Origin of the sequence: Mesorhizobium sp. M0587, from assembly GCF_040320945.1 — a bacterium.
In the GTDB taxonomy this organism is placed as follows: domain Bacteria; phylum Pseudomonadota; class Alphaproteobacteria; order Rhizobiales; family Rhizobiaceae; genus Mesorhizobium.
This window is the reverse complement of sequence record NZ_JAMYQP010000004.1, coordinates 261,977-284,539: the sequence shown is the minus strand read 5'-3', so window position 1 is coordinate 284,539 and position 22,563 is coordinate 261,977. Positions and strand designations below refer to the sequence as shown.

General features: G+C 62.8%; 21 protein-coding genes. 18 read left to right on the top strand and 3 right to left on the bottom strand.

Annotation, left to right across the window (positions count from 1 at the left end; translation table 11 throughout):
- Nucleotides 1-132 precede the first annotated feature (132 nt).
- The 4 genes from NKI49_RS06000 (at nt 133) to NKI49_RS05985 (ending at nt 5,133) form a co-directional block, all read left to right on the top strand.
- A complete protein-coding gene (locus tag NKI49_RS06000; protein WP_352601176.1) occupies nt 133-543 on the top strand; it encodes an endonuclease domain-containing protein in 411 nt (136 codons plus the stop codon).
- Nucleotides 544-610: 67 nt separating this feature from the next.
- On the top strand, nt 611-1,909 hold the full coding sequence (locus NKI49_RS05995; protein WP_352600912.1) for a DUF6638 family protein: 1,299 nt from the start codon (nt 611-613) through the stop codon (nt 1,907-1,909).
- A gap of 104 nt (nt 1,910-2,013) precedes the next feature.
- Nucleotides 2,014-3,138 (top strand): DUF2333 family protein, encoded by a 1,125-nt coding sequence (locus NKI49_RS05990; RefSeq protein WP_352600914.1) that lies wholly within the window; start codon nt 2,014-2,016, stop codon nt 3,136-3,138.
- Nucleotides 3,139-3,453: 315 nt separating this feature from the next.
- Nucleotides 3,454-5,133 (top strand): formate--tetrahydrofolate ligase, encoded by a 1,680-nt coding sequence (locus NKI49_RS05985; protein WP_352600916.1) that lies wholly within the window; start codon nt 3,454-3,456, stop codon nt 5,131-5,133.
- A 66-nt stretch (nt 5,134-5,199) separates the two neighbouring features.
- On the opposite strand, the gene NKI49_RS05980 is transcribed toward NKI49_RS05985, so the two are convergent.
- Nucleotides 5,200-5,844 carry a cysteine hydrolase family protein gene (locus tag NKI49_RS05980; protein ID WP_352600918.1) on the bottom strand — a complete coding sequence of 215 codons (645 nt, stop codon included), beginning with the start codon at nt 5,842-5,844 and terminating at the stop codon, nt 5,200-5,202.
- A 127-nt stretch (nt 5,845-5,971) separates the two neighbouring features.
- On the opposite strand from NKI49_RS05980, the gene NKI49_RS05975 reads away from it, so the two are divergent.
- On the top strand, nt 5,972-6,967 hold the full coding sequence (locus NKI49_RS05975) for a GlxA family transcriptional regulator (RefSeq protein WP_352600920.1): 996 nt from the start codon (nt 5,972-5,974) through the stop codon (nt 6,965-6,967).
- Between the two features lie 17 nt (nt 6,968-6,984).
- Here the strand turns inward: NKI49_RS05975 and NKI49_RS05970 are convergent, their stop codons facing one another.
- On the bottom strand, nt 6,985-7,542 hold the full coding sequence (locus NKI49_RS05970; RefSeq protein ID WP_352600922.1) for a sugar O-acetyltransferase: 558 nt from the start codon (nt 7,540-7,542) through the stop codon (nt 6,985-6,987).
- Between the two features lie 183 nt (nt 7,543-7,725).
- Here NKI49_RS05970 and NKI49_RS05965 point away from each other — a divergent pair, with 183 nt between their 5' ends.
- From NKI49_RS05965 to NKI49_RS05940, 6 genes are all read left to right on the top strand, one after another.
- On the top strand, nt 7,726-8,187 hold the full coding sequence (locus NKI49_RS05965) for a DUF4126 domain-containing protein (protein WP_352600924.1): 462 nt from the start codon (nt 7,726-7,728) through the stop codon (nt 8,185-8,187).
- A complete protein-coding gene (locus tag NKI49_RS05960) occupies nt 8,184-9,560 on the top strand; it encodes an FAD-containing oxidoreductase (RefSeq protein WP_352600926.1) in 1,377 nt (458 codons plus the stop codon). The genes NKI49_RS05965 and NKI49_RS05960 overlap by 4 nt, the downstream gene beginning before the upstream one ends.
- 196 nt (nt 9,561-9,756) lie before the next feature.
- Nucleotides 9,757-10,932 (top strand): MFS transporter, encoded by a 1,176-nt coding sequence (locus tag NKI49_RS05955; RefSeq protein ID WP_352600928.1) that lies wholly within the window; start codon nt 9,757-9,759, stop codon nt 10,930-10,932.
- Nucleotides 10,933-11,018: 86 nt separating this feature from the next.
- A complete protein-coding gene (locus NKI49_RS05950; RefSeq protein ID WP_352600930.1) occupies nt 11,019-12,074 on the top strand; it encodes a M14 family metallopeptidase in 1,056 nt (351 codons plus the stop codon).
- 231 nt (nt 12,075-12,305) lie between these two features.
- A complete protein-coding gene (locus NKI49_RS05945; protein WP_352600932.1) occupies nt 12,306-14,495 on the top strand; it encodes an anthranilate synthase in 2,190 nt (729 codons plus the stop codon).
- A 5-nt stretch (nt 14,496-14,500) separates the two neighbouring features.
- Entirely contained in the window at nt 14,501-15,448 is a 948-nt protein-coding gene (locus tag NKI49_RS05940) for a cation diffusion facilitator family transporter (RefSeq protein WP_352600934.1), read from the top strand.
- A 7-nt stretch (nt 15,449-15,455) separates the two neighbouring features.
- Here the strand turns inward: NKI49_RS05940 and NKI49_RS05935 are convergent, their stop codons facing one another.
- The gene (locus tag NKI49_RS05935) at nt 15,456-16,547 is read right to left on the bottom strand and encodes a hypothetical protein (protein ID WP_352600936.1); all 1,092 of its coding nucleotides are present in this window, start codon (nt 16,545-16,547) and stop codon (nt 15,456-15,458) included.
- 103 nt (nt 16,548-16,650) lie between these two features.
- Here NKI49_RS05935 and NKI49_RS05930 point away from each other — a divergent pair, with 103 nt between their 5' ends.
- From NKI49_RS05930 to NKI49_RS05900, 7 genes are all read left to right on the top strand, one after another.
- Nucleotides 16,651-17,088: a DsrE family protein gene (locus tag NKI49_RS05930; RefSeq protein ID WP_352600938.1), complete on the top strand. Its 438-nt coding sequence runs from the start codon at nt 16,651-16,653 to the stop codon at nt 17,086-17,088.
- A 43-nt stretch (nt 17,089-17,131) separates the two neighbouring features.
- Entirely contained in the window at nt 17,132-17,914 is a 783-nt protein-coding gene (locus NKI49_RS05925; protein WP_352600940.1) for an SDR family NAD(P)-dependent oxidoreductase, read from the top strand.
- A gap of 63 nt (nt 17,915-17,977) precedes the next feature.
- Complete coding sequence (locus NKI49_RS05920) at nt 17,978-18,286, top strand: putative quinol monooxygenase (RefSeq protein ID WP_027024410.1); 309 nt, start codon at nt 17,978-17,980, stop codon at nt 18,284-18,286.
- A gap of 167 nt (nt 18,287-18,453) precedes the next feature.
- A complete protein-coding gene (locus NKI49_RS05915) occupies nt 18,454-18,696 on the top strand; it encodes a type II toxin-antitoxin system Phd/YefM family antitoxin (RefSeq protein ID WP_027024409.1) in 243 nt (80 codons plus the stop codon).
- Nucleotides 18,693-19,079 (top strand): type II toxin-antitoxin system VapC family toxin, encoded by a 387-nt coding sequence (locus tag NKI49_RS05910; protein ID WP_352600943.1) that lies wholly within the window; start codon nt 18,693-18,695, stop codon nt 19,077-19,079. Before NKI49_RS05915 ends, NKI49_RS05910 begins: the two co-directional genes overlap by 4 nt.
- A 100-nt stretch (nt 19,080-19,179) precedes the next feature.
- On the top strand, nt 19,180-20,283 hold the full coding sequence (locus NKI49_RS05905; RefSeq protein WP_352600945.1) for an AbrB family transcriptional regulator: 1,104 nt from the start codon (nt 19,180-19,182) through the stop codon (nt 20,281-20,283).
- A 170-nt stretch (nt 20,284-20,453) separates the two neighbouring features.
- Nucleotides 20,454-22,562 (top strand): TonB-dependent siderophore receptor, encoded by a 2,109-nt coding sequence (locus tag NKI49_RS05900; RefSeq protein WP_352695558.1) that lies wholly within the window; start codon nt 20,454-20,456, stop codon nt 22,560-22,562.
- The last annotated feature ends 1 nt before the right edge of the window (nt 22,563 follow it).

Sequence of the window (22,563 nt, the reverse complement as noted above, 5' to 3'; positions counted from 1 at the left end):
CTGCGTGAGAGGGCCGCACGGGAGATGGAGGAAATGAAGAAGAAGGGCAGTTGGAATGTGTGAGTGGAGCGCCCTTTCCTTCTCCCCGTTTACGGGGAGAAGGTGCCCGAAGGGCGGATGAGGGGCAGCGCCATGCGTAGTGGAAACGAGCCGAAGGTGGCGAGAGCCCGTGAGCTACGGAAGGTGGAAAACGAAGCCGAGGAAAGGCTTTGGCATGAACTGCGCGGACGGCGATTGAATGGCCGCAAGTTTGTTCGCCAACTGCCGATTGGCCCCTATTTCGCTGACTTCGCTTGTCGTGAAGCCAATCTGGTCGTGGAAGTTGATGGAAGCCAGCACGCAAACCGATCCCGTGATCGATACAGGGACGAAACTATGAATAGGAATGGTTGGTCGGTGCTAAGAGTTTGGCACGTTGATGTCCTGACGGGCCGCAAGAGTGTTCTGGATACGATTGTTGCGGCGCTGGATGGTAGGCTCAACCAGAGAATGATCGCTGTCGACGTTAAGTTTTTGCCCTCTTCAACGTCAGGGGAAAGATGATGAGCGTTTGCGCCGCCCCTCATCCGCCCTTCGGGCACCTTCTCCCCGTAAACGGGGAGAAGGAATAATGGTCCGCAAACCCGACCTTCTGCGCGACAATGAACTCATCTATGGCCGGCTGCTGACGGTCGACGAGACGCATCTCATCCAGCGTTACAACAAGGCGCTGGCGGCGTTCGGCCTCACACCCACCAAGCTGAAGAGCTTCCAGATCGACCGTACCGGCTTCTCGCCCGAAGTGGCCGAGGAGTGCGGCGACTACGACTATCTCGATCCCAATGAGGTCAATCGCCGCTTCATTATCCTGACGCCGTCGCAGATCGACCTGCCGGTGGTGCACACCGCCTTCTCCAACACCTCGCAGCTGATGTTCGAGTTCATGTCGAAGAACCAGCGCGCCATCGACGCGCTGACCATCAAGGACGTGATCTACGGCGAGATCGAGGATTCCATTCCCAAGGTCAACGACATCGAGGACCTGCTGTCGATCAACCAGGTCGAGTTCAAGGTGCTGTCGGCCGAGGATGTGCTGGGCAAGGCCGCCGAGCTCGGCAAGCTGGTCGACCGGCTGAGGCAGGAGCCCGACGCCTGGCGCGACAATGCCATGCTGACCCGAATGGTGGAACTGGCGAAAATCTGCGGCGATATCAGAGAGAACGCTCTGGTGCCCGACCAGGTGATCTTCCGCCACAACGCCTACTGGACCAGCCATTTCGGCGGCCTCTACGTGTTCGTCGATCCCGACATGACGACGGTGATCAGCGATCCGGCCGCCCCCGGCTTCCGCCGCTCGCGTCCGTGGCAGGTCAGCTATCTCTCGATCAACGATGCCGACAAGGTATTCAAATTCCTTGCAGCCACCGGTCGCATCGAACTGCCGCGCGCCTCCTGGATCGAGACATCGGGCTATCTCGAGCACCGGGCCGAGATGGTGGTGCGAGCACTGATCCGCGATGCCGAGCCGAACCGCAACCTTACCGACGTCGACAAGGTCTGGCTGCAGACCTGGATCCAGAGCCATGCGGACCTGATCACCAAGGACGGCAATTTTCCTTTCCTCAATGCCGCCAAACGCGAGATCGCCCAGCTTGGCCACCTCAAGATCGAGGATGTCTTTCCGCAGCAACGTTTCCTGGTGATCCGGGCAAAGCCCGACCATCCCGACGCCTGGCTGACCAACCGGCTGATTTCGGATTTCGTGCCGTCGGACTTCGTCTCGCGCTACATCTTCAACAAGCAGGGCTTCTACGACGATTATGACGGCTTCAGCGACGCCTGGCGATCGCATGTTGTGGACGTTCTGAAAACCACATATTTGAAGGATAAGGTGGCGTTCCGCACACGCCTCTACGGCCTGACTGACTAGAACGAAATAAACCGTCATTTCGTTCTAACGTGTTGTTTTGGCGAATAATGTTATCCAAAAAGTCTGCAACTTTTTGGCATCATGCTATGAGGGGTGACACAGCCATGCTCAATCCGATCGTGAACTTCTTCACCGGGATTTTCCAATGGATCGGCCGCGGCATCGGCCTTCTGATCGGCGTCATCCTGTGGCCGTTCCTATGGGCCGGGCGCTGGTATGCGCAACGCGGCTGGATCCTCAAGGCGGTGGTCGGCCTCGCCTTGCTGGTGCTGATCGGCCTTTACGCCAATTTCTTCTACGCCACCCAGTGGTGGAACAATTTCAACCCGAGCTACCCCGACAACTACACGTTCGAGAAGCGCAACGTGTCCGCCGGCGAACAGCTGGCCGCCGGCGCCGGCACGGATACCGCCCGGACCTGCGGCAACTCCGGCATCGCCCAGATCGCCGCCGACCTGACCGATTTCAACGTCAACCAGAATGCCTGGATCTCGTCGATGATCCTCTACAAGCTCGGCCTGTTCGGCATCAACTGGGACAACACGCCGTGGATGGACAACAAGGCCTCGTTCCAGCGCGGCATCAACCAGGCGGTACGGCGCACAGCGACCGAACTCGCCGACAATCTCGGCCGGGTGCGCACGACATCGCAGATCGATGCCGACCTGCAGGATGCGCGCGGCAATCTGCAGTTCGACGAATACACCTGGTATTTCGGCGTGAGTCCGTTCGGCCCGAAGACGCCGACCCCCAGCTACTATCGCGACGCCGTGCGCAAGCTGCGCTCGTTCAACGCCCGGCTGGCCACCTGCCAGGCGACCTTCGATGCCCGCGCCGACAATCTGAAGCAGTACATCGACCGTATCGCCAGCGACATCGGCTCGACCTCGGCCATCCTCAAGGAGCGCGCCGAGAACCACAACAATGGCTGGTTCGACTTCCGTGCCGACGACCGTTACTGGTTCGCCTATGGCCAGCTCTACGCCTATTACGGCCTGATGAAGGGCGCCCAGGCCGACTTCGATGACGTCATCAAGGAAAAGCATTTGCAAAGCCTGTGGGACACGATGGACGCACAGTTCGTCTCGGCGCTACGCATCCAACCGTTCATCATCGCCAATGGCCGCGAGGACGGCTGGCTGTTGCCGACGCACCTGACGACGATGGGCTTCTACGTGCTCAGGGTGCGCTCCAACATGGTTGAAATCAGCAACGTGCTGACGCAGTAACGCTGTTCCGCCGCAACCTCTTCGATGGCGGATTTGCGCCGTCGCCTCTGTCGCATTCCGTGCATTGTGTGCGGCTGTTTTGAGACGGCGGAGCGGCGCGTCCTCTGGCTTCTATACGGCGCGGCAAACGGAGCCAGAAAGAACCGCTGACAGGTCGGCCGGTCCGCAGAGGAATTTTCTCTAGAGGAAACATAGTTGCATGGAAGTTGACGCCGCGGCAGCGACAGGGTTAGAACATGCCCTCGCGCCGTTCCAGCCTGCCTGCGAGTGAGATCAACCCGTCCCCTCCACCGTTCAATCCAGAGGAAAGCCGTCATGGCCGAAGTGAAGTCCGACATCGAGATCGCGCGCGGCGCCAGGAAGAAGCAGATCCAGGAGATCGGCCAGAAGATCGGCATCCCGACCGAGCATCTTTTGCCCTATGGCCACGACAAGGCGAAGATCTCTGCCGAGTTCATCAAGTCGGTGAAAGGCAACAAGGACGGCAAGCTGATCCTCGTCACCGCCATCAACCCGACGCCGGCCGGCGAAGGCAAGACGACCACCACGGTCGGCCTCGGCGACGGCCTGAACCGCATCGGCAAGAAGGCGATCGTCTGCATCCGCGAGGCTTCGCTCGGCCCGAATTTCGGCGTCAAGGGCGGTGCGGCCGGCGGCGGCTATGCGCAGGTCGTGCCGATGGAGGACATGAACCTCCATTTCACCGGCGACTTCCACGCCATCACCACCGCGCACAACCTTTTGTCGGCGCTGATCGACAACCACATCTACTGGGGCAATGAGCTCGGCATCGACACCCGCCGGGTCGTCTGGCGCCGCGTCATGGACATGAACGACCGCGCGCTGCGCGAGATCATCTGCTCACTCGGCGGCGTCGCCAACGGCTTTCCGCGCGAAGCCGGCTTCGACATCACCGTCGCCTCGGAAGTCATGGCTATCCTGTGCCTGTCGACCGACCTGAAGGACCTTGAAAAACGCCTCGGCGACATCATCGTCGCCTACCGCCGCGACAAGTCGCCGGTCTATGCCCGCGACCTCAAGGCCGACGGCGCCATGGCCGTGCTCTTGAAGGACGCCATGCAGCCCAATCTGGTGCAAACGCTGGAAAATAACCCGGCCTTCGTGCATGGCGGCCCGTTCGCCAACATCGCCCATGGCTGCAACTCGGTCGTCGCCACCACGACGGCACTGAAGCTCGCCGATTATGTCGTCACCGAAGCAGGCTTCGGCGCGGATCTCGGTGCCGAAAAGTTCTTCGACATCAAGTGCCGCAAGGCGGGCCTGAAGCCGGCGGCGGCCGTCATCGTCGCTACCGTGCGCGCCATGAAGATGAATGGCGGCGTCAAGAAGGAAGACCTCGGCAAGGAGAACGTCGAGGCGGTCAAGAAGGGCTGTGCCAATCTCGGCCGCCACATCGAGAACATCAGGCAGTTCGGCGTGCCGGCGGTGGTCGCCATCAACCATTTCTATTCCGACACCGAGGCCGAGATCCAGGCGATGAAGGCCTATGTCGCCTCGATGGGCGAAGACGCGATCCTGTGCAAGCACTGGGCCCAGGGATCGGCCGGCATCGAGGAACTCGCCAACAAGGTGGTGAGGCTGGCCGAATCCGGCGCCTCGCAGTTCGCGCCGCTCTATCCCGATGCCATGCCGCTGTTCGAGAAGATCAACACCATCGTCCAGCGCATCTATCGCGGATCGGAAGCGATCGCCGACAAGTCGGTGCGCGACCAGTTGCACGCCTGGGAACAGGCCGGCTACGGCCACCTGCCGGTCTGCATGGCCAAGACGCAATACTCGTTCTCGACCGACCCGAACCTGCGCGGCGCGCCAACCGGTCATACCGTGCCGGTGCGCGAGGTCAGGCTGTCGGCGGGTGCGGGCTTCGTCGTCATCATCTGTGGCGAGGTCATGACCATGCCGGGCCTGCCCAAGGCGCCATCCTCAGAAAAGATCTTCCTCAACGAGATGGGCCAGATCGAAGGTTTGTTCTAAAAACCCTCAACTCCAAAGTGCAAAAGGGCGCCGCAGCGATGCGGCGCCCTTTTATTTCGCGGACGATTACGCAGCGTTGCGAGCCAGTGCCCGCTGATTGGAGCCGAAGATCGTGTCGCGTTCCGGCAACGCGCCGGTCTTCAGGCAGTCGACCCATTCGGCGGTCTTGAGCACGGCGGCGAAGCGCGACTGCAGAATGATCGTCACCACGCGGTGGATTTCCTCGGCCGAGGCATAGCCGGCGCTGTTGGCGTAAGGCACCGAGCCGGTGGCGTCGGACAGGAACTCGACCGAGAACCCCATGTGCACGGCGTGGATGATGGTCGACAGATCGCAATTATGCGTCATGTAGCCGACGACCGCGATCGTATCTATGGCATTGGCGCGCAGCCAGTCCTCGAGATCGGTGCCGGTGAAGGCGGAGGGCAGCGTCTTCTCGACATAGTGGTCGCGGCCACGCCTGGCGATCTCGGGATGCAGTTCGCCGCCATGGCTGCCTTTGGCGAAGATTGGCGACGTCTCGGGCGCCATCTGCTTGATGACAACCACCTTGATGCCAGCGGCGGCAGCGGCATCCATCGCGCGCGCCACATTGACGACGCTGTCGCGGAACGGCGGATGCTGGATGGCGAGATTGCCGCCGTCATAATCGTTCTGGACATCGACGACGATCAGCGCCCGGCGTGGCGTGGTGTTGGCTGGCTCGGACATGATGTTTTCCTTTCGGGCTTGAATGCGATGCGCCGAGAATAGGCCGGCAGTCGGGTCGCCAAAAGTGTCCCAATTGACATCATTCGAAAGAATTGGGACAATCTTTTTTTCTCGCTGGAAGACGCCCTTGGCCGATCCGATCATTGCTGTCCTCGCCTTCGACGGCATCAGCCCGTTCCATCTCTCCGTGCCATGCCTGGTGTTCGGCGAGGACAGGACGGCGCTCGGCCTACCCCGCTTCGAGTTCCGCATCTGCGCGGGCACGGCCGGCCCTGTCCATACCGAGGCCGGTCTGACTGCTACCGCGCCGCATGGGTTGGAGGGCCTCGACGACGCCGACATCGTCATCATCCCGAGTTGGCATCATCTCAGCGAGCCGCCACAACAGCAACTGGTGAAGGCCTTGCGCCAGGCACATCGACGCGGCGCGTTGATCGTCGGCCTTTGCCTTGGGACCTTTGCCATTGCCGCCGCCGGGCTGCTTTCCGGTCGCGCCGCGGCGACGCACTGGGCCTATTCCGAGCAGCTGCAAAAAATGCACCCGGACATCGCGGTCGATGCCTCGGTGCTCTATGTCGACAATGGCGATGTCGTGACATCGGCGGGCGTTGCGGCCGGCCTCGATTGCTGCCTCCACATCGTGCGTGCCCGCTACGGCGCGGAAGCAGCGCTGCGGCTGGCCCGCCAGATCGTCCTCTCGCCGCATCGGCAGGGCGGGCAGGCGCAATTCATAGAACATCCCCTGGCGAAAAGCGCGGATGCCGACCGTTTCACCAGGGCTCTCGACGCGGTTCGCGCGACGCCCGGCGAAGCGCACAACCTGGACAGCGTCGCCGAAGCAGCCGGTCTGACCCGGCGCACTTTCACCCGCCGCTTCCAGAAATCGATCGGCACCAGTTTCGGCGAATGGCTGATCGGCCAGCGGATCGAACTAGCGCAACGGCTGCTGGAAGCGACCGAAAAATCGATGGACATCGTTGCCTACGAGGCCGGTTTCGGCAGCGCCACGTCACTGCGCCAACATTTCGCTGCAAGGCTTAGGACATCACCGGCGCAGTACCGGCGTGAATTCTCCAGGCGAGCCGATCCGGATGTGCGCGCGGCCCATGCGTTGTCGCATTGATCGTCCGCGAAAACGCGTCAGCCGCGCTTGACCGCCCGCGCGGGATTGCCGACCACCGTCGTGTTCGCGGGCACGTCGCGCGTCACCACGGCGCCGGCGCCGACGATGGCGCCCTCGCCGATGCTGACGCCGGCGAGCAGGACGGCGCTACCGCCGATCCATGCGTTGGCGCCGATCTCCACCGGCCCGGCGATCTCCAGGCCGACCTGCCGTCCGGCAGGTTCCCTGTGATGCTCCGCGCAATAGATCTGCACATTGGGACCGAGCAGCGTTCCCTTGCCGATGCGAACGCTTGCCGTATCGAGAATGATGCAGCCGGCATTGAGAAAGACGCCGTCGCCGAGAAAGATGTTGAAGCCATAGGCGCAGTGAAACGGCGCCTCGATGCGGACGCCCTGGCCCACGCTGCCGAGCAGCGCCTTCAACCCTGGCCCGAGATCACCGCGCTGCCGCGGCGGCAGCGAATTGTGCTCGAACACGGCGTCGCGCGCCGTAACGCGCAGGGCCTCCAGTTCATCGTCGAGGCATGCGTACCATTCGCCGGCCGCCATCTTTGCGCGCTCGCTTCCAGCCATGACGGGACCTCCGGTGGACGGCATTGCCAAAGCATAATTGCAGTGAATGGAAAGTCCCTGCACCCTGCAACACCGACTTGCAATCCTCATTCGCTTTTTTCGGAGTCATGCGCTGGTCAAATGCCGGGCCTATGCTAGCCTGCTCTTGCTGGGTTGCCTGGCCCGGGATCGAGGGGATCAATCATGCTTTATGTTCTCGCACTTCTGATCGGCGTCATTGCCGGCCTGCGCGCCATGACAGCGCCGGCAACCGTCGCCTGGGGCGCGTATCTCGGCTGGCTGCCGGTTGCCGGCACCTGGGCCAGCTTCATGAGCCACTGGGCAGCTGTCGGCATCTTCACCATCCTGGCCATCGTCGAACTGGTCACCGACCAGCTGCCGTCGACGCCAAGCCGCAAGGTGCCGCAGCAATTTGGCGCCCGTATCCTGCTTGGCGCCTTCAGCGGCGCGGTGATCGGCGCCACTGCCGGTTCCACCATCGGCGGCCTGATCGCCGGCGCCATCGGCGCAGTCATCGGGACGCTCGGCGGTGCGGAAGTACGCGGCCGGCTGGCAGCAAGCTTCGGCAAGGATCCGCCTGCCGCTTTCATCGAGGACGCGGTGGCGATCATCGGCGGGTTGCTCATCGTGGCGGCGGTGGCATGACGGTCAAAACCTTCGACGCCATCGTCATCGGCGCCGGACAGGCCGGCCCTTCGCTGGCTGGCCGGTTGAATGACGCCGGCATGAGCGTGGCGCTGATCGAGCGCAAGCTGGTCGGCGGCACCTGCGTCAACACCGGCTGCATGCCGACCAAAGCCATGGTCGCCAGCGCCTATGCGGCGCATCTCGCCCGCCGAGCCGCCGACTATGGCGTCACGCTCGAAGGCCCCGTCGGCGTCAACTACGAGACGATCAAGGCGCGCAAGGACAAGGTGACAATCGACGCCCGCACAGGGCTCGAGACCTGGATCGGCAGCATGGACAAATGCACGCTCTATCGCGGTCATGCGCGTTTCGAATCGGCGAACACGGTGCGCGTCGGCGACGACCTTTTGACCGCCGAAAAGATATTCCTCAACACCGGCGGTCGCGCTTCCGTGCCTGACCTGCCCGGCATCCACGACATCGACTATCTGACCAATTCCTCGATGATGGATCTCGACGTTTTGCCGCGCCATCTCGTCGTCGTAGGCGGCAGCTATATCTCGCTTGAATTCGCGCAGATGTTCCGTCGCTTCGGCTCGCAAGTCACCGTCATCGAAAAAGGCCCGCGCCTAGCCGGTCGCGAGGACGAGGACGTTTCGGCAGCCATCCTGTCGATCCTCGAAAACGAAGGCATTGCGATCCATCTCGGCGCCGACGACATCGCATTTGCCAAGCAAGGCAACGACATCGCCGTGACCTTCTCGGCCGGCAAGCCAGCCGCCGTCGGCTCGCACGTGCTGTTGGCTCTGGGACGAGCACCCAACACCGACGACCTTGGCCTCGACAGAGCCGGCGTCGAGGTCGACAAGCGCGGCTTCATCGTCGTCGACGACCAGTTGCGCACCAGCGTGCCCGGCATCTGGGCAATGGGCGACTGCAACGGCAAGGGCGCTTTCACCCATACCTCCTACAACGACTACGAGATCGTCGCCGCCAACCTGCTCGACAATGATCCGCGCAAGGTCAGCGACCGCATCGAAGCGTACGCGCTCTACATCGACCCACCGCTCGGCCGCTGCGGCATGACCGAGGCGGCGGTGAAAAAGTCCGGCCGCCGCGCGCTGGTCGGCCAGCGCCCGATGACCCGCGTCGGCCGTGCCGTCGAAAAAGGCGAGACGCAAGGCTTCATGAAGATCCTGGTCGATGCCGACACCAGGGAAATCCTCGGCTGCTGCGTGCTAGGCCCCGGCGGCGATGAGGCCGTGCATTGCGTGCTCGACCTGATGTACGCCAAGGCGCCTGTCGACACGCTGGCGCGCGCCATGCACATCCACCCCAATGTCTCGGAGCTGCTGCCCACCATCGCCCAGGAGTTAAGGCCGCTGGTCTGAGTTCAGGCTTCAGCCGGTCGGTTCGACCGCTCGGCTGGGTTCAGTCCCGTCTCTAGAGCCGGCTCGGCACAAGCACGGCTGCCGGCGCCATCTTCTGCTCTCCGATTTCTGCATTGCTGCATTGCGGCAATGGCGCTTGTGTGCCGTGGCGCGCTTCGCGCAGTCTCTGATTGAACCGATTCAGTCTGGACGCCCCATGCCTTTGCCGATCCTTGCGCTTGCCATTGCGTCCTTCTGCATCGGCACCACCGAATTCGTCATCATGGGCCTGCTGCCGGAGGTCGCAGCCGACCTCGGCGTGTCCATCCCCTCGGCCGGCCTGCTGGTCACCGGCTATGCGTTGGGCGTCGTCTTCGGGGCGCCGATCGTGGCGATGGCGACCGCGCATTTGCCGCGCAAGCCGGTGCTGGTCGGACTGGCCGTGCTGTTCGTCATCGGCAATCAGTTCTGCGCCATCGCGCCCAACTACTGGCTGCTGATGGCGGCGCGCGTCTTCACCGCTTTCGGCCACGGCGCCTTCTTCGGCATCGGATCGGTCGTCGCCGCCAGCCTGGTGCCGCGCAACAAGCGCGCCAGCGCCATCGCGCTGATGTTCGCCGGACTGACGCTGGCCAATATCCTTGGCGTTCCGGCCGGCACGGCGCTTGGCGAAGCCTTCGGCTGGCGCGCCACCTTCCTGGCCGTGGTCGGCATCGGCCTGATCTCGGTCGCCGCCATCGCCTGGCTGGTGCCGTCAGATGTCGCCGAGCCGAGCGGCGGCGGCCTGCGCGGCGAACTGCGTGTCTTGGGCAAGCTGCAGGTCTGGCTGGCGATGCTGATCGCGGCCCTTGCTTCAGCCAGCCTGTTCGCCGTCTTCACCTACATTAAACCCTACCTCACCGACGTCTCCGGCTTGTCCACGGCGGCGGTCACCTGGGTGCTGCTTTTGTTCGGCGCCGGAATGACCATCGGCAACATCATCGGCGGCAGGCTGGCCGACTGGAAACTGATGCCGACGGTCATCGGCACGCTGCTGTTGCTGGCACTCCTGTTCGTCTGCTTCATGCAGTTCGGCGCGATAGCGAGCGTTGCCATCGGCATCGTCTTCCTGTGGGGCCTGCTCGTCTTCGTCGTCGTGCCGCCGCTGCAAATCCGCGTCGTCGAGGCGGCCTCCGAGGGGCCAAACCTCGCCGCCACACTCAACCAGGGCGCCTTCAATGTCGGCAATGCGGGCGGCGCCTGGATCGGCGGCATGGCCCTTTCCCAAGGCATTTCCTACGCGAATCTGCCATTGGTCGGCGCCGCACTGGCCCTGCTGGCGGTCACCGTCGCGGTCCTGACGCGGGCGCTGGACCGGCGCGCGCCCCTCCCGCTTCAAGCTCCGGCGGAGTAATCTGTTGCGCCCATAGCGCGGCGCGCTGGACCAATCGACATCGGCGCCTTCAATGGGCATGTCTTCCGCGCTCGAAGGAGGACGTCATGCAGAAATCGATCGAACGCATCGCCGGCGACAGCGACGGCGTTTCCTACGAATTCCCGCTGTTCCGCTTCGCCGGTGCGGACAAAGCGGCACCATCGGCCTATTTGCAGGCCGCACTCCATGCCGGCGAGCTGCCGGGCGTCGTCGCCATCGATGCGCTGATGCCGATGCTCGGCGAGGCTGAAGCCGAAGGCCGCATCAGGGGCGACATCACCATCGCGCCCTGGGCCAACCCGATCGGCCGCGCGCAATATCATTTCGGCGAGCATCAGGGCCGTTTTCATTTGGGCACCCGAACCAACTTCAACCGCGGCTTTCCGCTGCTCGCCGCGCCCGACGCGGCGCTCTTGCCCAACACCGTCCTTGGCAGTGCCGACCAACGGCTGAAGACCCGGCTGGTGCAGCTTTCGCTCGGCCACGACATCGTGCTCGACCTGCATTGCGACGATGAGGGCCTCGCCTATCTCTACGTCCACACGAGTCTCTGGCCGGCCATGGCCGATTGCGCTGCCGCCATGGGCGTCGACGCGGTGGTGCTGTGGAGCGAGGATGCAGACGGCACCTTCGAAGGCGCCTCGATCATGCCCTACCAGAACGTTCCCGCCGACATGGCCAAGTTCGATCGTCGTGTCGCCACCACGGTCGAATATCGCGGCATCCTCGATGTCGACGGCGCCCTGGCCGCCGCCGATGCCGAAGGCCTCTACCGGCTGCTGGTGGCGCGCGGCGTGGTCGCCGACCCGGCCATCCCGGCGCCCGGTCCTTTCACCGGTGTCGTGGCGCCGCTGGAGAACATCGACATGATGCCGGCGCCCCGGGCGGGTGCGGTCCTCTATGACGTAAAGCCCGGCGATCGCGTCGCGACGGGCACACGCCTCGCCACCATCGTGCATGCACCGGGCGAAGCCGACGGCCGCACGGAAGTGTTCGCACCGCAGGACGGCATCGTCCTGACCCGGCGCTCGCGCCGCATCATCCGCGCCGGCGAGGATCTGTTGAAACTGGTCGGCGAAAGAAAGAGCGCCGATGCCAGATCGGGTACGCTGGAGGATTGAGGGCTCACGCCCCCCATTGAATCCTGTTGCGTGGCCGCTCAATCGCCGCTAAGGGAATCGCCATGAACATGCGTTCGATCAAGACCATTTGGTGGTGGGCCTGCTGACAGCGGCCTGTTCGAGCACGTGCGCGTGAAAAGAGAGGGTGGCCGCAGCGGAATGTCCGGGCGGCCATTTGTTTTTTAAAGCCATTCCCGGGTCCGTTGCCCCAAGGAGCTGATGGAGACGGCAATGACGATGAAGATTCTGGACAACGGCGCTGAAAGTTTCGTGACCGCGGGTGGCATCACCATCACCCGCGAGCGCCACGACCGCTCCTATGCGGGAGCGATCGACAGCTATGTCGACGGCTTGAATTCGCGCCGGGGCGCGGTGTTTTCCTCCAACTATGAATATCCCGGCCGCTACACGCGCTGGGACACCGCCATCATCGATCCGCCGCTGGTGATCTCCGCGCATGGGCGGGCAATGCGCATCGAGGCGCTGAACGGCCGTGGCGAGGTGCTGTTGCCTGTCATCGGCAAGGCTCTCGGCAGCTTGGCCGATGTCACCATCACAGAGACGTCGAAGAAGCTGATCCGCCTCGATGTGGCCAAACCCGGCCGTATCTTCACCGAGGAGGAGCGTAGCCGCGTTCCATCGGTGTTCACCGTGCTGCGCGCCATCACGGCTTTGTTCAAGACCGGCGAAGACGCCAATCTCGGCCTCTACGGCGCCTTCGGCTACGATCTCGCCTTCCAGTTCGACCCGGTCGACTACAAGCTCGAGCGCAAGCAGAGCCAGCGCGACCTTGTGCTGTTCCTGCCCGACGAGATCCTGGTCGTCGACCACTATTCGGCCAAGGCCTGGACCGACCGCTACGACTACGCCGGCGAGGGTTTCTCGACCGAGGGTCTGCCGCGCGATGAGATCGCCGAGCCGTTCAGGACCGCGGACCGCATCCCGCCGCGCGGCGACCATGAGCCTGGCGAATACGCCGATCTGGTGCGCCAGGCCATGGACAGCTTCAAGCGCGGCGACCTGTTCGAAGTCGTCCCTGGCCAGATGTTCTACGAGCGTTGCGAGACGCAACCGTCGGAGATTTCGCGCAAGCTGAAGTCGATCAATCCCTCGCCCTATTCCTTCTTCATCAATCTCGGCGAAGGCGAGTACTTGATCGGCGCCTCGCCGGAAATGTTCGTCCGCGTCAACGGCCGCCGTGTCGAGACCTGTCCGATCTCGGGCACCATCAAGCGCGGCGACGACGCCATTTCCGACAGCGAGCAGATCCTGAAACTGCTCAATTCGAAGAAGGACGAATCCGAGCTCACAATGTGCTCGGATGTCGACCGTAACGACAAGTCCAGGGTCTGCGAGCCCGGCTCGGTGCGCGTCATCGGCCGCCGCCAGATCGAGATGTATTCGCGCCTGATCCACACCGTGGATCACATCGAGGGCCGCCTGCGCGAAGGCATGGACGCTTTTGACGCCTTCCTGTCGCATGCCTGGGCTGTCACCGTCACCGGTGCGCCGAAACTGTGGGCCATGCGCTTCATCGAGCAGAACGAGAAGAGCCCGCGCGCCTGGTATGGCGGCGCGATCGGCATGGTCAATTTCAACGGTGACATGAATACCGGCCTGACGCTGCGCACCATCCGCATCAAGGACGGCATTGCCGAAGTGCGTGCCGGCGCCACATTGCTGTTCGACAGCATTCCCGAGGAAGAAGAAGCCGAAACCGAACTCAAGGCATCCGCCATGCTCTCCGCCATCCGCGACGCGAAAACGGGCAATTCCGCCAGCACCGAACGCACCACCGCGCGCGTCGGCGATGGCGTCAATATCCTTCTGGTCGACCACGAGGATAGTTTCGTCCACACGCTGGCCAACTATTTCCGCCAGACCGGCGCCAATGTGTCGACCGTCCGCACGCCGGTGCCTGAGGAAGTCTTCGAACGGCTGAAGCCGGATCTCGTGGTGCTGTCGCCCGGGCCGGGCACGCCGAAGGACTTCGATTGCGCCGCGACCATCAAGAAGGCCCGTGCCCGCGAGCTGCCGATCTTCGGCGTCTGCCTTGGCCTGCAGGCATTGGCCGAGGCCTATGGCGGCGAGCTCAGGCAGCTGCATGTACCCATGCACGGCAAGCCGTCGCGCATCCGGGTCTCCAAGCCGGGCATCATCTTTTCCGGCCTGCCCAAGGAAGTCACCGTCGGCCGCTACCACTCGATCTTCGCCGACCCGGTGCGGTTGCCCGACGATTTCGTGGTCACGGCCGAGACCGAGGATGGCGTCATCATGGCTTTCGAGCACCGCAAGGAGCCGATCGCCGCGGTGCAGTTCCACCCGGAATCGATCATGACGCTCGGCCATAACGCCGGCATGCGCATCATAGAAAACATCGTCGCGCACCTGCCCCGCAAGGCCAAGGAAAAGGCTGCCTGACGAAGATGGCCGAACCCGAGAACACGGCGGCGATGGCGGCGAAGGCCGCCGCGAAGCAGAAGGTCGCCAATCTCGCCTTCTGGTCGATCGTTGTCGCCTTTGTCGTGCTCGCGCTGAAACTCGCCGCCTGGTACGTCACCGGCTCCGTCGCCCTCTATTCGGACGCGCTGGAATCCATCGTCAACGTCATTGCCTCGGCCGCCGCATTCTGGGCAATCCAGGTCAGTTACAAGCCGGCAGACCAGGACCACCCGTTCGGCCATCACAAGGCGGAATACTTCTCGGCAGTGCTCGAAGGGGTGCTGATCGTGGTCGCCGCCCTTTTGATCCTCAACGAAGTCTGGCGTTCCTGGCAGGCTCCGGCGCCTCTCGAACAGCCTTGGGAAGGCCTTGCCGTCAACGGCGTCGCCACCGTCATTAACGCCTTCTGGGCGTGGATGCTTATCCGCACCGGCCGGGCCTCGAAATCGCCCGCGCTGGTCGCCGACGGCAACCACATCATGACCGACGTGGTGACCTCGATCGGCGTCTTCGGCGGACTGGTCGGGGCTATCCTCACCGGCTGGCAGATCCTTGATCCGGCACTTGCCGTCATCGTTGCGCTCAACATCCTGTGGCAGGGTTGGCACGTCATCGGCTCGTCGATGAACGGCCTGATGGACCGCGCCGTCGATACCCAGGAGCACATGCATATCCGCGACATCATCTCGGCCAGTTGCAAGGGTGCGCTGGAAGTACATGACCTGAAGACGCGCATTGCCGGCCGCGCCACCTTCATCGAGTTCCACCTGGTGGTCGATGCCGACATGTCGGTCGGAGCGAGCCATGTCATCTGCGACCGCATCGAGGATGCTCTGAAGGCCGAGATCCCCTCGGTGCGCGTCACCATCCATGTCGAGCCCGACGACGAGGCCAAGCTGCCGAAAGGCACGACGGCAGTGCCTTTCGCGTGAGCTCAGCTCAAGGCGCGCAGGCCGATTGCGGCATCGGCTGCAGCCGGTAGACCTTGTCGTCGGATTTCGTCTTGCCGTCGGCGGCTTTCGAACACAGGTCGATAATCGCCAGGCTGCTGTTGGGGTTGGCCAGCATCATCGTGCCGTCGGCGCCGCGCTTGAGGAAAATCTCCTTCTGCGCGATGTCGCAGGAGAAATCGCTCATCTTCGCACTTGCCGCGCAACGCCATTGGTCAGCCTCACCCTGGCAGGAATAAGTCTGCGTGACCTTGGCCGACTTCTGCCGCGTGGTGACCGAGACGGCGATGTCGGCGCCATCGGGCCAGCTGGCGGCGTCGCCGCCCGAGGCGAAGGAGGCGAGTTCGACCGCTCCGCGGAAAACCCGGATCGACTGCGTTAGCTGGTCGGGATGCGAGCCTAGATGCGAAGCATCATAGTCGCGGCCGTAGCAGAACGCCTGGTCAGGTTTCAGCCGCTCGCGCAAAGGCGGGCCAAGCGCCGGATCAAAGGGAGCGATGCGCGCGAACTCCGCCCTACAGGTCGCGGCCGGCATCGGGTCGAGGCGAAAATCGTCGTCCTGCGAGCCGAGCGCCTGCCTGTCGTATTCAGCCGTGCCGAGTTCCTCTTCCGAATCGGCGTCGAGATAGATATCGGGCTGCAGATCCGACAGGATCAGCCGGCCCTTGTCGTCGATCTTCAGCGACGCGAGCGTGCGGTCGCAGTCCATGCCGCAATGGATCGGGCCTGATTTGTCGTCTTCCGACTCGCGATTGCACCAGCCGCCGGCCCATTCCGGTGCCTTGGCCCCGCGCACCGTGGTGGTGACGAAGCCATTGTAGGACGTGTCGGAATTCGCGGTCGGCTCCTCGTTCGGCCGGCTGACCGGATCGTGGCCGTAATAGAAGAAGATCCGGGCCACCTTCTGCTTCGGGTGCGTTTTGAGGTGTGCCGCTTCATAGACACGCCCGAAACAGACGTCCGCCCCGTTCGGGCTGAGTTCTGTGAGCTTGAGCGCACCATCGGCAGCGGCTGTATCAGCCAGCAGACCGAGCAGAGCGACGCCGAGCACGCCGGGCACCAATATCTTGCTGAACGCCATGTGACCCCCTCCTCGCATCAACAGGACGCAACGTCATTTTATGCTAGTACTGCGGCCGCGGCCACGCAATTTGCGAAGAGCAGCAAAGCGGAGGAGATACCCAATGCGCCGGCGCGATATGTTCCGGGCGGTGCTTGCCGGAACCGGGACGGTCTTTGGTCTGCGCGCGGCGCAGGCCGCAAGTGCCGAGCCCGGCAAGCTGAAGGTCGCCTATCACCTGAGCGATCTCGACAAGGTCAATTTTGTGCTCGGCAACATCAAGAACCACTATGAAGGCACCGGCGGCAATGTCGACATCGCGCTGGTCGTGCATGGTCCGGCCCTTGCCGCTTTCAGGTCGAAAGGCATATCGGCAGCGGTCTCCGGCCGCTTCGCCGGCCTCGTGCAGCAAGGGCTCGAGCCGCAAGCCTGTGCCAATACCATGCAAGGCATGGACATTTCCCTGGCCGACCTGCTCGATGGCTTTCACGCCGCCGACAAGGGTGGCGTCGTCAAGCTCGCCGAACTGCAAAGCCAGGGCTATGCCTATCTCAGACCGTAGTGCACAGTCTTGATCGTGTTGAAAAATCTCCGGAGAAACAGCAGTGCCAGCCACGACCGTGCTTACCATCCCCGATCTCGCCGGCAAGGTGGTGCTCGTCACCGGCGCCTCGACCGGCATAGGCGCGGCGCTTGCAATTGCCTATGCCGCGCAGAAATGCCGGGTTGGGCTGCACTATAATTCGAGCCGCGAAGCCGCCGAGAAGCTCGGCAAGACCATTGCCGACAATGGCGGCGAGGTCTTCCTCGTCCAGGGTGATTTTTCCGTTGCCGCCGATATCGAACGCGTCGTCGAGGACAGCGCCCGATATTTCGGTCGCCTCGACGGGCTGGTCAACAACGCCGGCGGCATGCTCGGTCGCGTGCCCTATGCCGAGCAGACCGAAGCGCATTACGATGCGGTGATGGACCTCAACGCCCGTTCGGTGCTGACTGCCTCGCGCAAGGCGATACCGTGGCTGAAGAAACAGGGCGGCTTCATCGTCAACACCTCGTCGATCGCCGCACGCAATGGTGCCGGCGGCGGCGCCGGCCTTTATGGCTCGGCCAAGGCTTTCGTCTCCAATGTGACGCGCGGCATGGCCAAGGAGCTGATCGGCTTCGGCATCCGCGTCAACGCGGTGGCGCCGGGCACCATTCTCACACCCTTCCACGAACGCTATTCGACCGACGAACAGATGAAAGGAATGATCGCGACCATTCCTCAGGGGCGCGCCGGCACCGCACAGGATTGCGTCGGCGCCTATCTGTTCCTCTCTTCCGATCTGTTGAGCGGCTACATCACCGGCCAGGTGATCGAGGTGAATGGCGGCCAGTTGATGCCTTGAGCGACGATCTGCATACTGGCGATCTGCATACTCCTGTCGAAGAGCTCAAAGGGAGACAAAGGAATGTACGGACTGATCGGCAAGATGCGGGCGGCGCGCGGCCAGCGCGACGCGGTCATTGACCTGCTTCGCGAAAGCACCGGCGCCTTGCCAGGTTGTCTGAGCTATATCATCGCCCGCGACCCTGCGGATGCCGATGCGATCTGGGTGACCGAAGTGTGGACGGATCAGGCAAGCCACAAGGCTTCGCTGCAACTGCCCGAAGTCCAGGCGGCCATCGCCAAGGCGCGCCCCTTCATCGCCGGCTTCGAGTTCCAGGTAGAGACCCACCCAGTCGGCGGCTTTGGCTTGCCTGGCGGCAAGACGGGCTGATCTGGACGGACGGCTCGATGCCGACGCGGAGTTCGTAGGCTTCACTCGACATGCACAATCCGATTACAAGCTTCGCCAGTTCACCGCGTTCCCAAATCGCGCACGTGCTTGCAATGCTGGAGAAATGAACTAAGTTCTATGAACTAAGTCCATTGGAGCGACCTGCGATGCAGACCGTGAACATTCACAATGCGAAGACCAATCTTTCACGTCTCGTTGACCGAGCCGCCAAGGGCGAGCCGTTCATCATCGCCAAAGCGGGCAAACCATTGGTCAAAGTCGTAGCTATCGATCAGCCGGCCCAACAGGCGCGACGGATCGGCTTCATGGCCGGCCAGTTTTCCGTCCCCGACGACTTCGACCGAATGGGCGGTGAAGAAATCGGGCAATTGTTCGGTGCCAACGGGTGAAACTGTTACTCGACACCTATTTGCTGCTGTGGGCGGCTGCCGAGCCGGATCGGCTGCCGCCCGCGGCTCTCGCCGAAATTGAAAATCCGCTCAACGAATTGCTCTTCAGTTCCGCCAGCCTTTGGGAGATCGCAATCAAGCGAGGACTTGGGCGGGACGATTTCCAGGTCGATCCCCGTTTGCTGCGGCGAGGACTATTCGACAATGGCTATCACGAGTTACCGATCACCAGTGAACACGCAGTCACAGTTGACGGACTTCCGGCGGTCCACAAGGATCCCTTCGACCGAATCCTGGTCGCCCAGGCAATCGTGGAGGGCATCACCTTGCTGACGATGGACGATCTTGTCGCCTGCTATCCTGGTCCTATACGAAAGTTCTGACCGGGACACCCTGCAGCCAAACTGCGGCAACCGAGCGTCACGGCTTCCTTTTCGGCGTAACGGGGTTCGCATCGCCCCGTTTCGTGTCTAAGAGCAAAAAATGGATTCTTCGGCCGAGCTGCCACCCCCGGACCTGCCCGTTGTCGAACGCATGGCGCGGATGCGTAAACTCTGGCAATGGCTGGTCCTGCTGGTCATATCGGCGCTGTTTGCCGGCGCGCTGGAATTCGCCGCGCTGCCGGCGGCGCTGCTGATCGGGCCGATGCTGGCGGCCATCATCGCCGGAACCAACGGCGCCACGGTGCGGGTGCCGCGCCTTCTGTTCGGCTCCGCCCAGGCGATCGTCGGCTGCCTCGTCGCCGCTTCGATCTCTGCCGACATCTTTCCCATCTTCTACCAGGAATGGCCGCTGTTCCTTGGCGTGGTCATTGCCACCGTCGCCGCTTCCAGCCTGCTCGGCTGGCTGATCAGCCGCTGGCGCATCCTGCCCGGCACCACCGCCGTCTGGGGCTCCTCGCCCGGAGCGGCCACCGCCATGGTGCTGATGGCCGGAGCTTTCGGCGCAGACCAGCGGCTCGTCGCCTTCATGCAGTACCTGCGCGTCATTTTCGTTTCGGTGACGGCAGCTCTCGTCGCCAAGATGTGGGTCGACACGTCAGGCATCGAAGTTCCGCCCATCATCTGGTTTCCGCCGATCGACCGCCAAGCCTTCGCCGCCACCATCGGCATCGCGCTCGCCGGCGGCCTCATGGGGAAGCTTTGCCGGCTGCCGTCGCCCTTCTTTCTCGGCACCTTCATCTTTGGCGGCCTCATCCATCTCGGCCTTGGCGCGGAGATGCAATTGCCGCCCTGGCTGCTGGCAGCCAGCTACGCCCTGGTCGGCTGGTCGATCGGGCTGAATTTCACCCGGCCGATCCTGCGCCATGCGACGCGCGCTCTGCCGCAGATCATCGCCTCGATCGTGGCGCTGATCGCGTTTTGCGGCGGCATGGCCTTCACGATCAGCCATCTCCTGGGTATCGATCCGCTGACCGCCTACCTGGCGACCAGCCCAGGCGGCATGGACAGCGTCGCCATCATCGCCGCCGCCGCGCAGAACGTCGACATCTCCTTCGTCATGGCGTTGCAATCAGCACGCTTCCTCGTCGTGCTGCTGGTTGGCCCGAGCGTCGCACGCCTGGTGGCGAGATCGATCAAGGAATAGGTAAAGTCGTCGCCCCGGAGTTGGCAATCGACCGGCCGAAACCTGCTGGCGTTGCCGCAGTGCGACAGCACTCGGCACTTTGAGCACTGATTGCCAAAAAATACTTGACTTCATACTCATATTTGAGAGCGCGGGGACGCAATCCTTTATGAGAAAATGGAGACGAGTTGATGCGAAAGCGGCCGACGACATGGTGCCTGGGAATTTCATTGCTGGGCGGTACGGCGATGCTCGGCCAACTCAGTGCTCATGCCCAGGACAGCGGAACCGCTACGGTGCTCGACACGGTCGAGGTGACCGCGCAGAGCAACGAGATCCTGGTGCAGGATGGCTATGTCGCCAAGAAGGACCGCATCGGCACCAAGACGGACACGCCGATCGTCAGGATCCCGCAAGCGATTTCGGTGGTGACGCAGAAGCAGATCGAGGACCAGAAACCGCGCACGCTGAATGAGACGCTCGGCTATACCGCAAGCGCCAATCCCAACAGCTTCGGCTTCGACACGCGCTATGATGCCTTCTTCCTGCGCGGCTTCCAGGCTTTCTACAACGGCCTGTTCCGCGATGGGCTGCGCCAGTACAACGGACCGTCGGCCTGGTTCAAGACCGAGCCCTACGGCATCGAGGGCGTCACCATCCTCAAAGGCCCGGCATCCTCGCTTTACGGCGTCAGCGGCCCTGGCGGCATCGTCAACGTCGTCACCAAGCGCCCCAAGGATGAGCCGTTCCGCGAGATCGAACTGCTGGCCGGCGACCACAACCGGTTTCAGGCTGCGCTCGACGCTTCCGGGCCTGTCAACGCGGACGGCAGCATTCTATATCGATTCACGAGCCTTGGTCGCCTGAGCGAGACCGATCTGCCCGGCTATCCCGACGACAAGCTTTACCTGGCGCCGGCCGTCACCTTCAAGCCTGACGAGGATACCAAGCTCACCATCCTCGGCGAATATTCCAAGTCCGTCGCCGGCGGCACGGCGGCTTTCTACAATTCGAGCTATGGCGTGCTATCGAATGTCTATGAGGGCGATCCGGCCTGGAATGATTTCGACCAGAGCCAAGGCCGCATCGGCTACGAGTTCGAGCACCGTTTCAACGATGTGCTGACGGTTCGCCAGAACCTGCGCTACAACGCTGTCGATAGCGACATCGAGTACAGCGGCCATTACTCGACCGGTGCCGACCAGCCGCTGGAGCGCTACTGGGGCCACTACACCGAAAACATGAAGAACTTCGTCGTCGACAACATGGCGCAGTTCGAATTCGACACCGGCGCGGTCAAGCACACCGCGGTCGGCGGCATCGATTATGCCTGGTCGGACTACGATGCCGGCAGCGGCCTGTCCTACGTTTCCATCGACGACATCAAGGCAATGCCGGTTCCTCACTCCGGCGGACAGGAGATGAACCAGCTCGGCGTCTATCTGCATGACCAGATGGAGTGGAACGACTTCACCCTGTTCACCAGCGGCCGGTACGACTGGGTCGACACCACCTCCACCGCCGCCGATTTCAGCACCTCGAAGCAGAAGGACAGCGCCTTTTCCGGCCGGCTCGGCCTGTCCTACCAGACCGAGTGGGGGATCACCCCCTACGTCAACTATTCGACCTCGTTCTCGCCAAATATCGGCTTCGTCTACGATGATGTCAGCAGCAGTGTCGGCCGCATCGCCCGCCCGACCATCGCCACACAGAAGGAGATCGGCGTCAAATACGAGATCCCGAATTACAATGCGACCGTCAGCGCCGCGCTGTTCGACATCGACCAGAAGGACGGCGTCGTCTTCGATGCCTCGACCGGCATCAACAAGCAGCGTCAGCTCGACCTGAATTCGCGCGGCGTCGAACTGGAAGCCAATGCATCGCTCGACAACGGCTTCAGTTTCATCGCGTCGTATACATACTTGCGGGTCCGGATCGAACGCGGCGCCGAAGGAACCGCGGGCAAGGAACTGTCGGCGACGCCGAACCACATCCTGTCGCTATGGGGCCACTATCAGTTCGAGAACGGCACGCTCGAAGGACTGGGCCTGGGCACCGGCGTGCGCGTTGCCGACGCGAGCTATGGCGACGACGCCAATACCTTCAAGAACAGCGCGCGCGCCTTTGTCGACGCTTCGCTCTCCTACGATTTCGGCTACCGCAATCCGAAGCTCGAAGGCGTCAGGCTGCAGGTCAACGCCAAGAACTTGTTCGACAACCGGAAGAGTATCTGCTCGGCCGGCTATTGCTATCGCGACGAAGGCCGCTCGCTGTTCGCCAGCCTGCGCTATCGTTTCTAAT

What these genes read in the sequence shown, in the direction of transcription:
- NKI49_RS06000 (WP_352601176.1), top strand. Translation starts at nt 133, where the DNA reads ATGCGTAGTGGAAACGAGCCGAAGGTGGCGAGAGCCCGTGAGCTACGG.
- NKI49_RS05995 (WP_352600912.1), top strand. Translation starts at nt 611, where the DNA reads ATGGTCCGCAAACCCGACCTTCTGCGCGACAATGAACTCATCTATGGC.
- NKI49_RS05990 (WP_352600914.1), top strand. Translation starts at nt 2,014, where the DNA reads ATGCTCAATCCGATCGTGAACTTCTTCACCGGGATTTTCCAATGGATC.
- NKI49_RS05985 (WP_352600916.1), top strand. Translation starts at nt 3,454, where the DNA reads ATGGCCGAAGTGAAGTCCGACATCGAGATCGCGCGCGGCGCCAGGAAG.
- NKI49_RS05980 (WP_352600918.1), bottom strand. Translation starts at nt 5,844, where the DNA reads ATGTCCGAGCCAGCCAACACCACGCCACGCCGGGCGCTGATCGTCGTC.
- NKI49_RS05970 (WP_352600922.1), bottom strand. Translation starts at nt 7,542, where the DNA reads ATGGCTGGAAGCGAGCGCGCAAAGATGGCGGCCGGCGAATGGTACGCA.
- NKI49_RS05965 (WP_352600924.1), top strand. Translation starts at nt 7,726, where the DNA reads ATGCTTTATGTTCTCGCACTTCTGATCGGCGTCATTGCCGGCCTGCGC.
- NKI49_RS05960 (WP_352600926.1), top strand. Translation starts at nt 8,184, where the DNA reads ATGACGGTCAAAACCTTCGACGCCATCGTCATCGGCGCCGGACAGGCC.
- NKI49_RS05955 (WP_352600928.1), top strand. Translation starts at nt 9,757, where the DNA reads ATGCCTTTGCCGATCCTTGCGCTTGCCATTGCGTCCTTCTGCATCGGC.
- NKI49_RS05950 (WP_352600930.1), top strand. Translation starts at nt 11,019, where the DNA reads ATGCAGAAATCGATCGAACGCATCGCCGGCGACAGCGACGGCGTTTCC.
- NKI49_RS05945 (WP_352600932.1), top strand. Translation starts at nt 12,306, where the DNA reads ATGACGATGAAGATTCTGGACAACGGCGCTGAAAGTTTCGTGACCGCG.
- NKI49_RS05940 (WP_352600934.1), top strand. Translation starts at nt 14,501, where the DNA reads ATGGCCGAACCCGAGAACACGGCGGCGATGGCGGCGAAGGCCGCCGCG.
- NKI49_RS05935 (WP_352600936.1), bottom strand. Translation starts at nt 16,547, where the DNA reads ATGGCGTTCAGCAAGATATTGGTGCCCGGCGTGCTCGGCGTCGCTCTG.
- NKI49_RS05930 (WP_352600938.1), top strand. Translation starts at nt 16,651, where the DNA reads ATGCGCCGGCGCGATATGTTCCGGGCGGTGCTTGCCGGAACCGGGACG.
- NKI49_RS05920 (WP_027024410.1), top strand. Translation starts at nt 17,978, where the DNA reads ATGTACGGACTGATCGGCAAGATGCGGGCGGCGCGCGGCCAGCGCGAC.
- NKI49_RS05915 (WP_027024409.1), top strand. Translation starts at nt 18,454, where the DNA reads ATGCAGACCGTGAACATTCACAATGCGAAGACCAATCTTTCACGTCTC.
- NKI49_RS05905 (WP_352600945.1), top strand. Translation starts at nt 19,180, where the DNA reads ATGGATTCTTCGGCCGAGCTGCCACCCCCGGACCTGCCCGTTGTCGAA.
- NKI49_RS05900 (WP_352695558.1), top strand. Translation starts at nt 20,454, where the DNA reads ATGCGAAAGCGGCCGACGACATGGTGCCTGGGAATTTCATTGCTGGGC.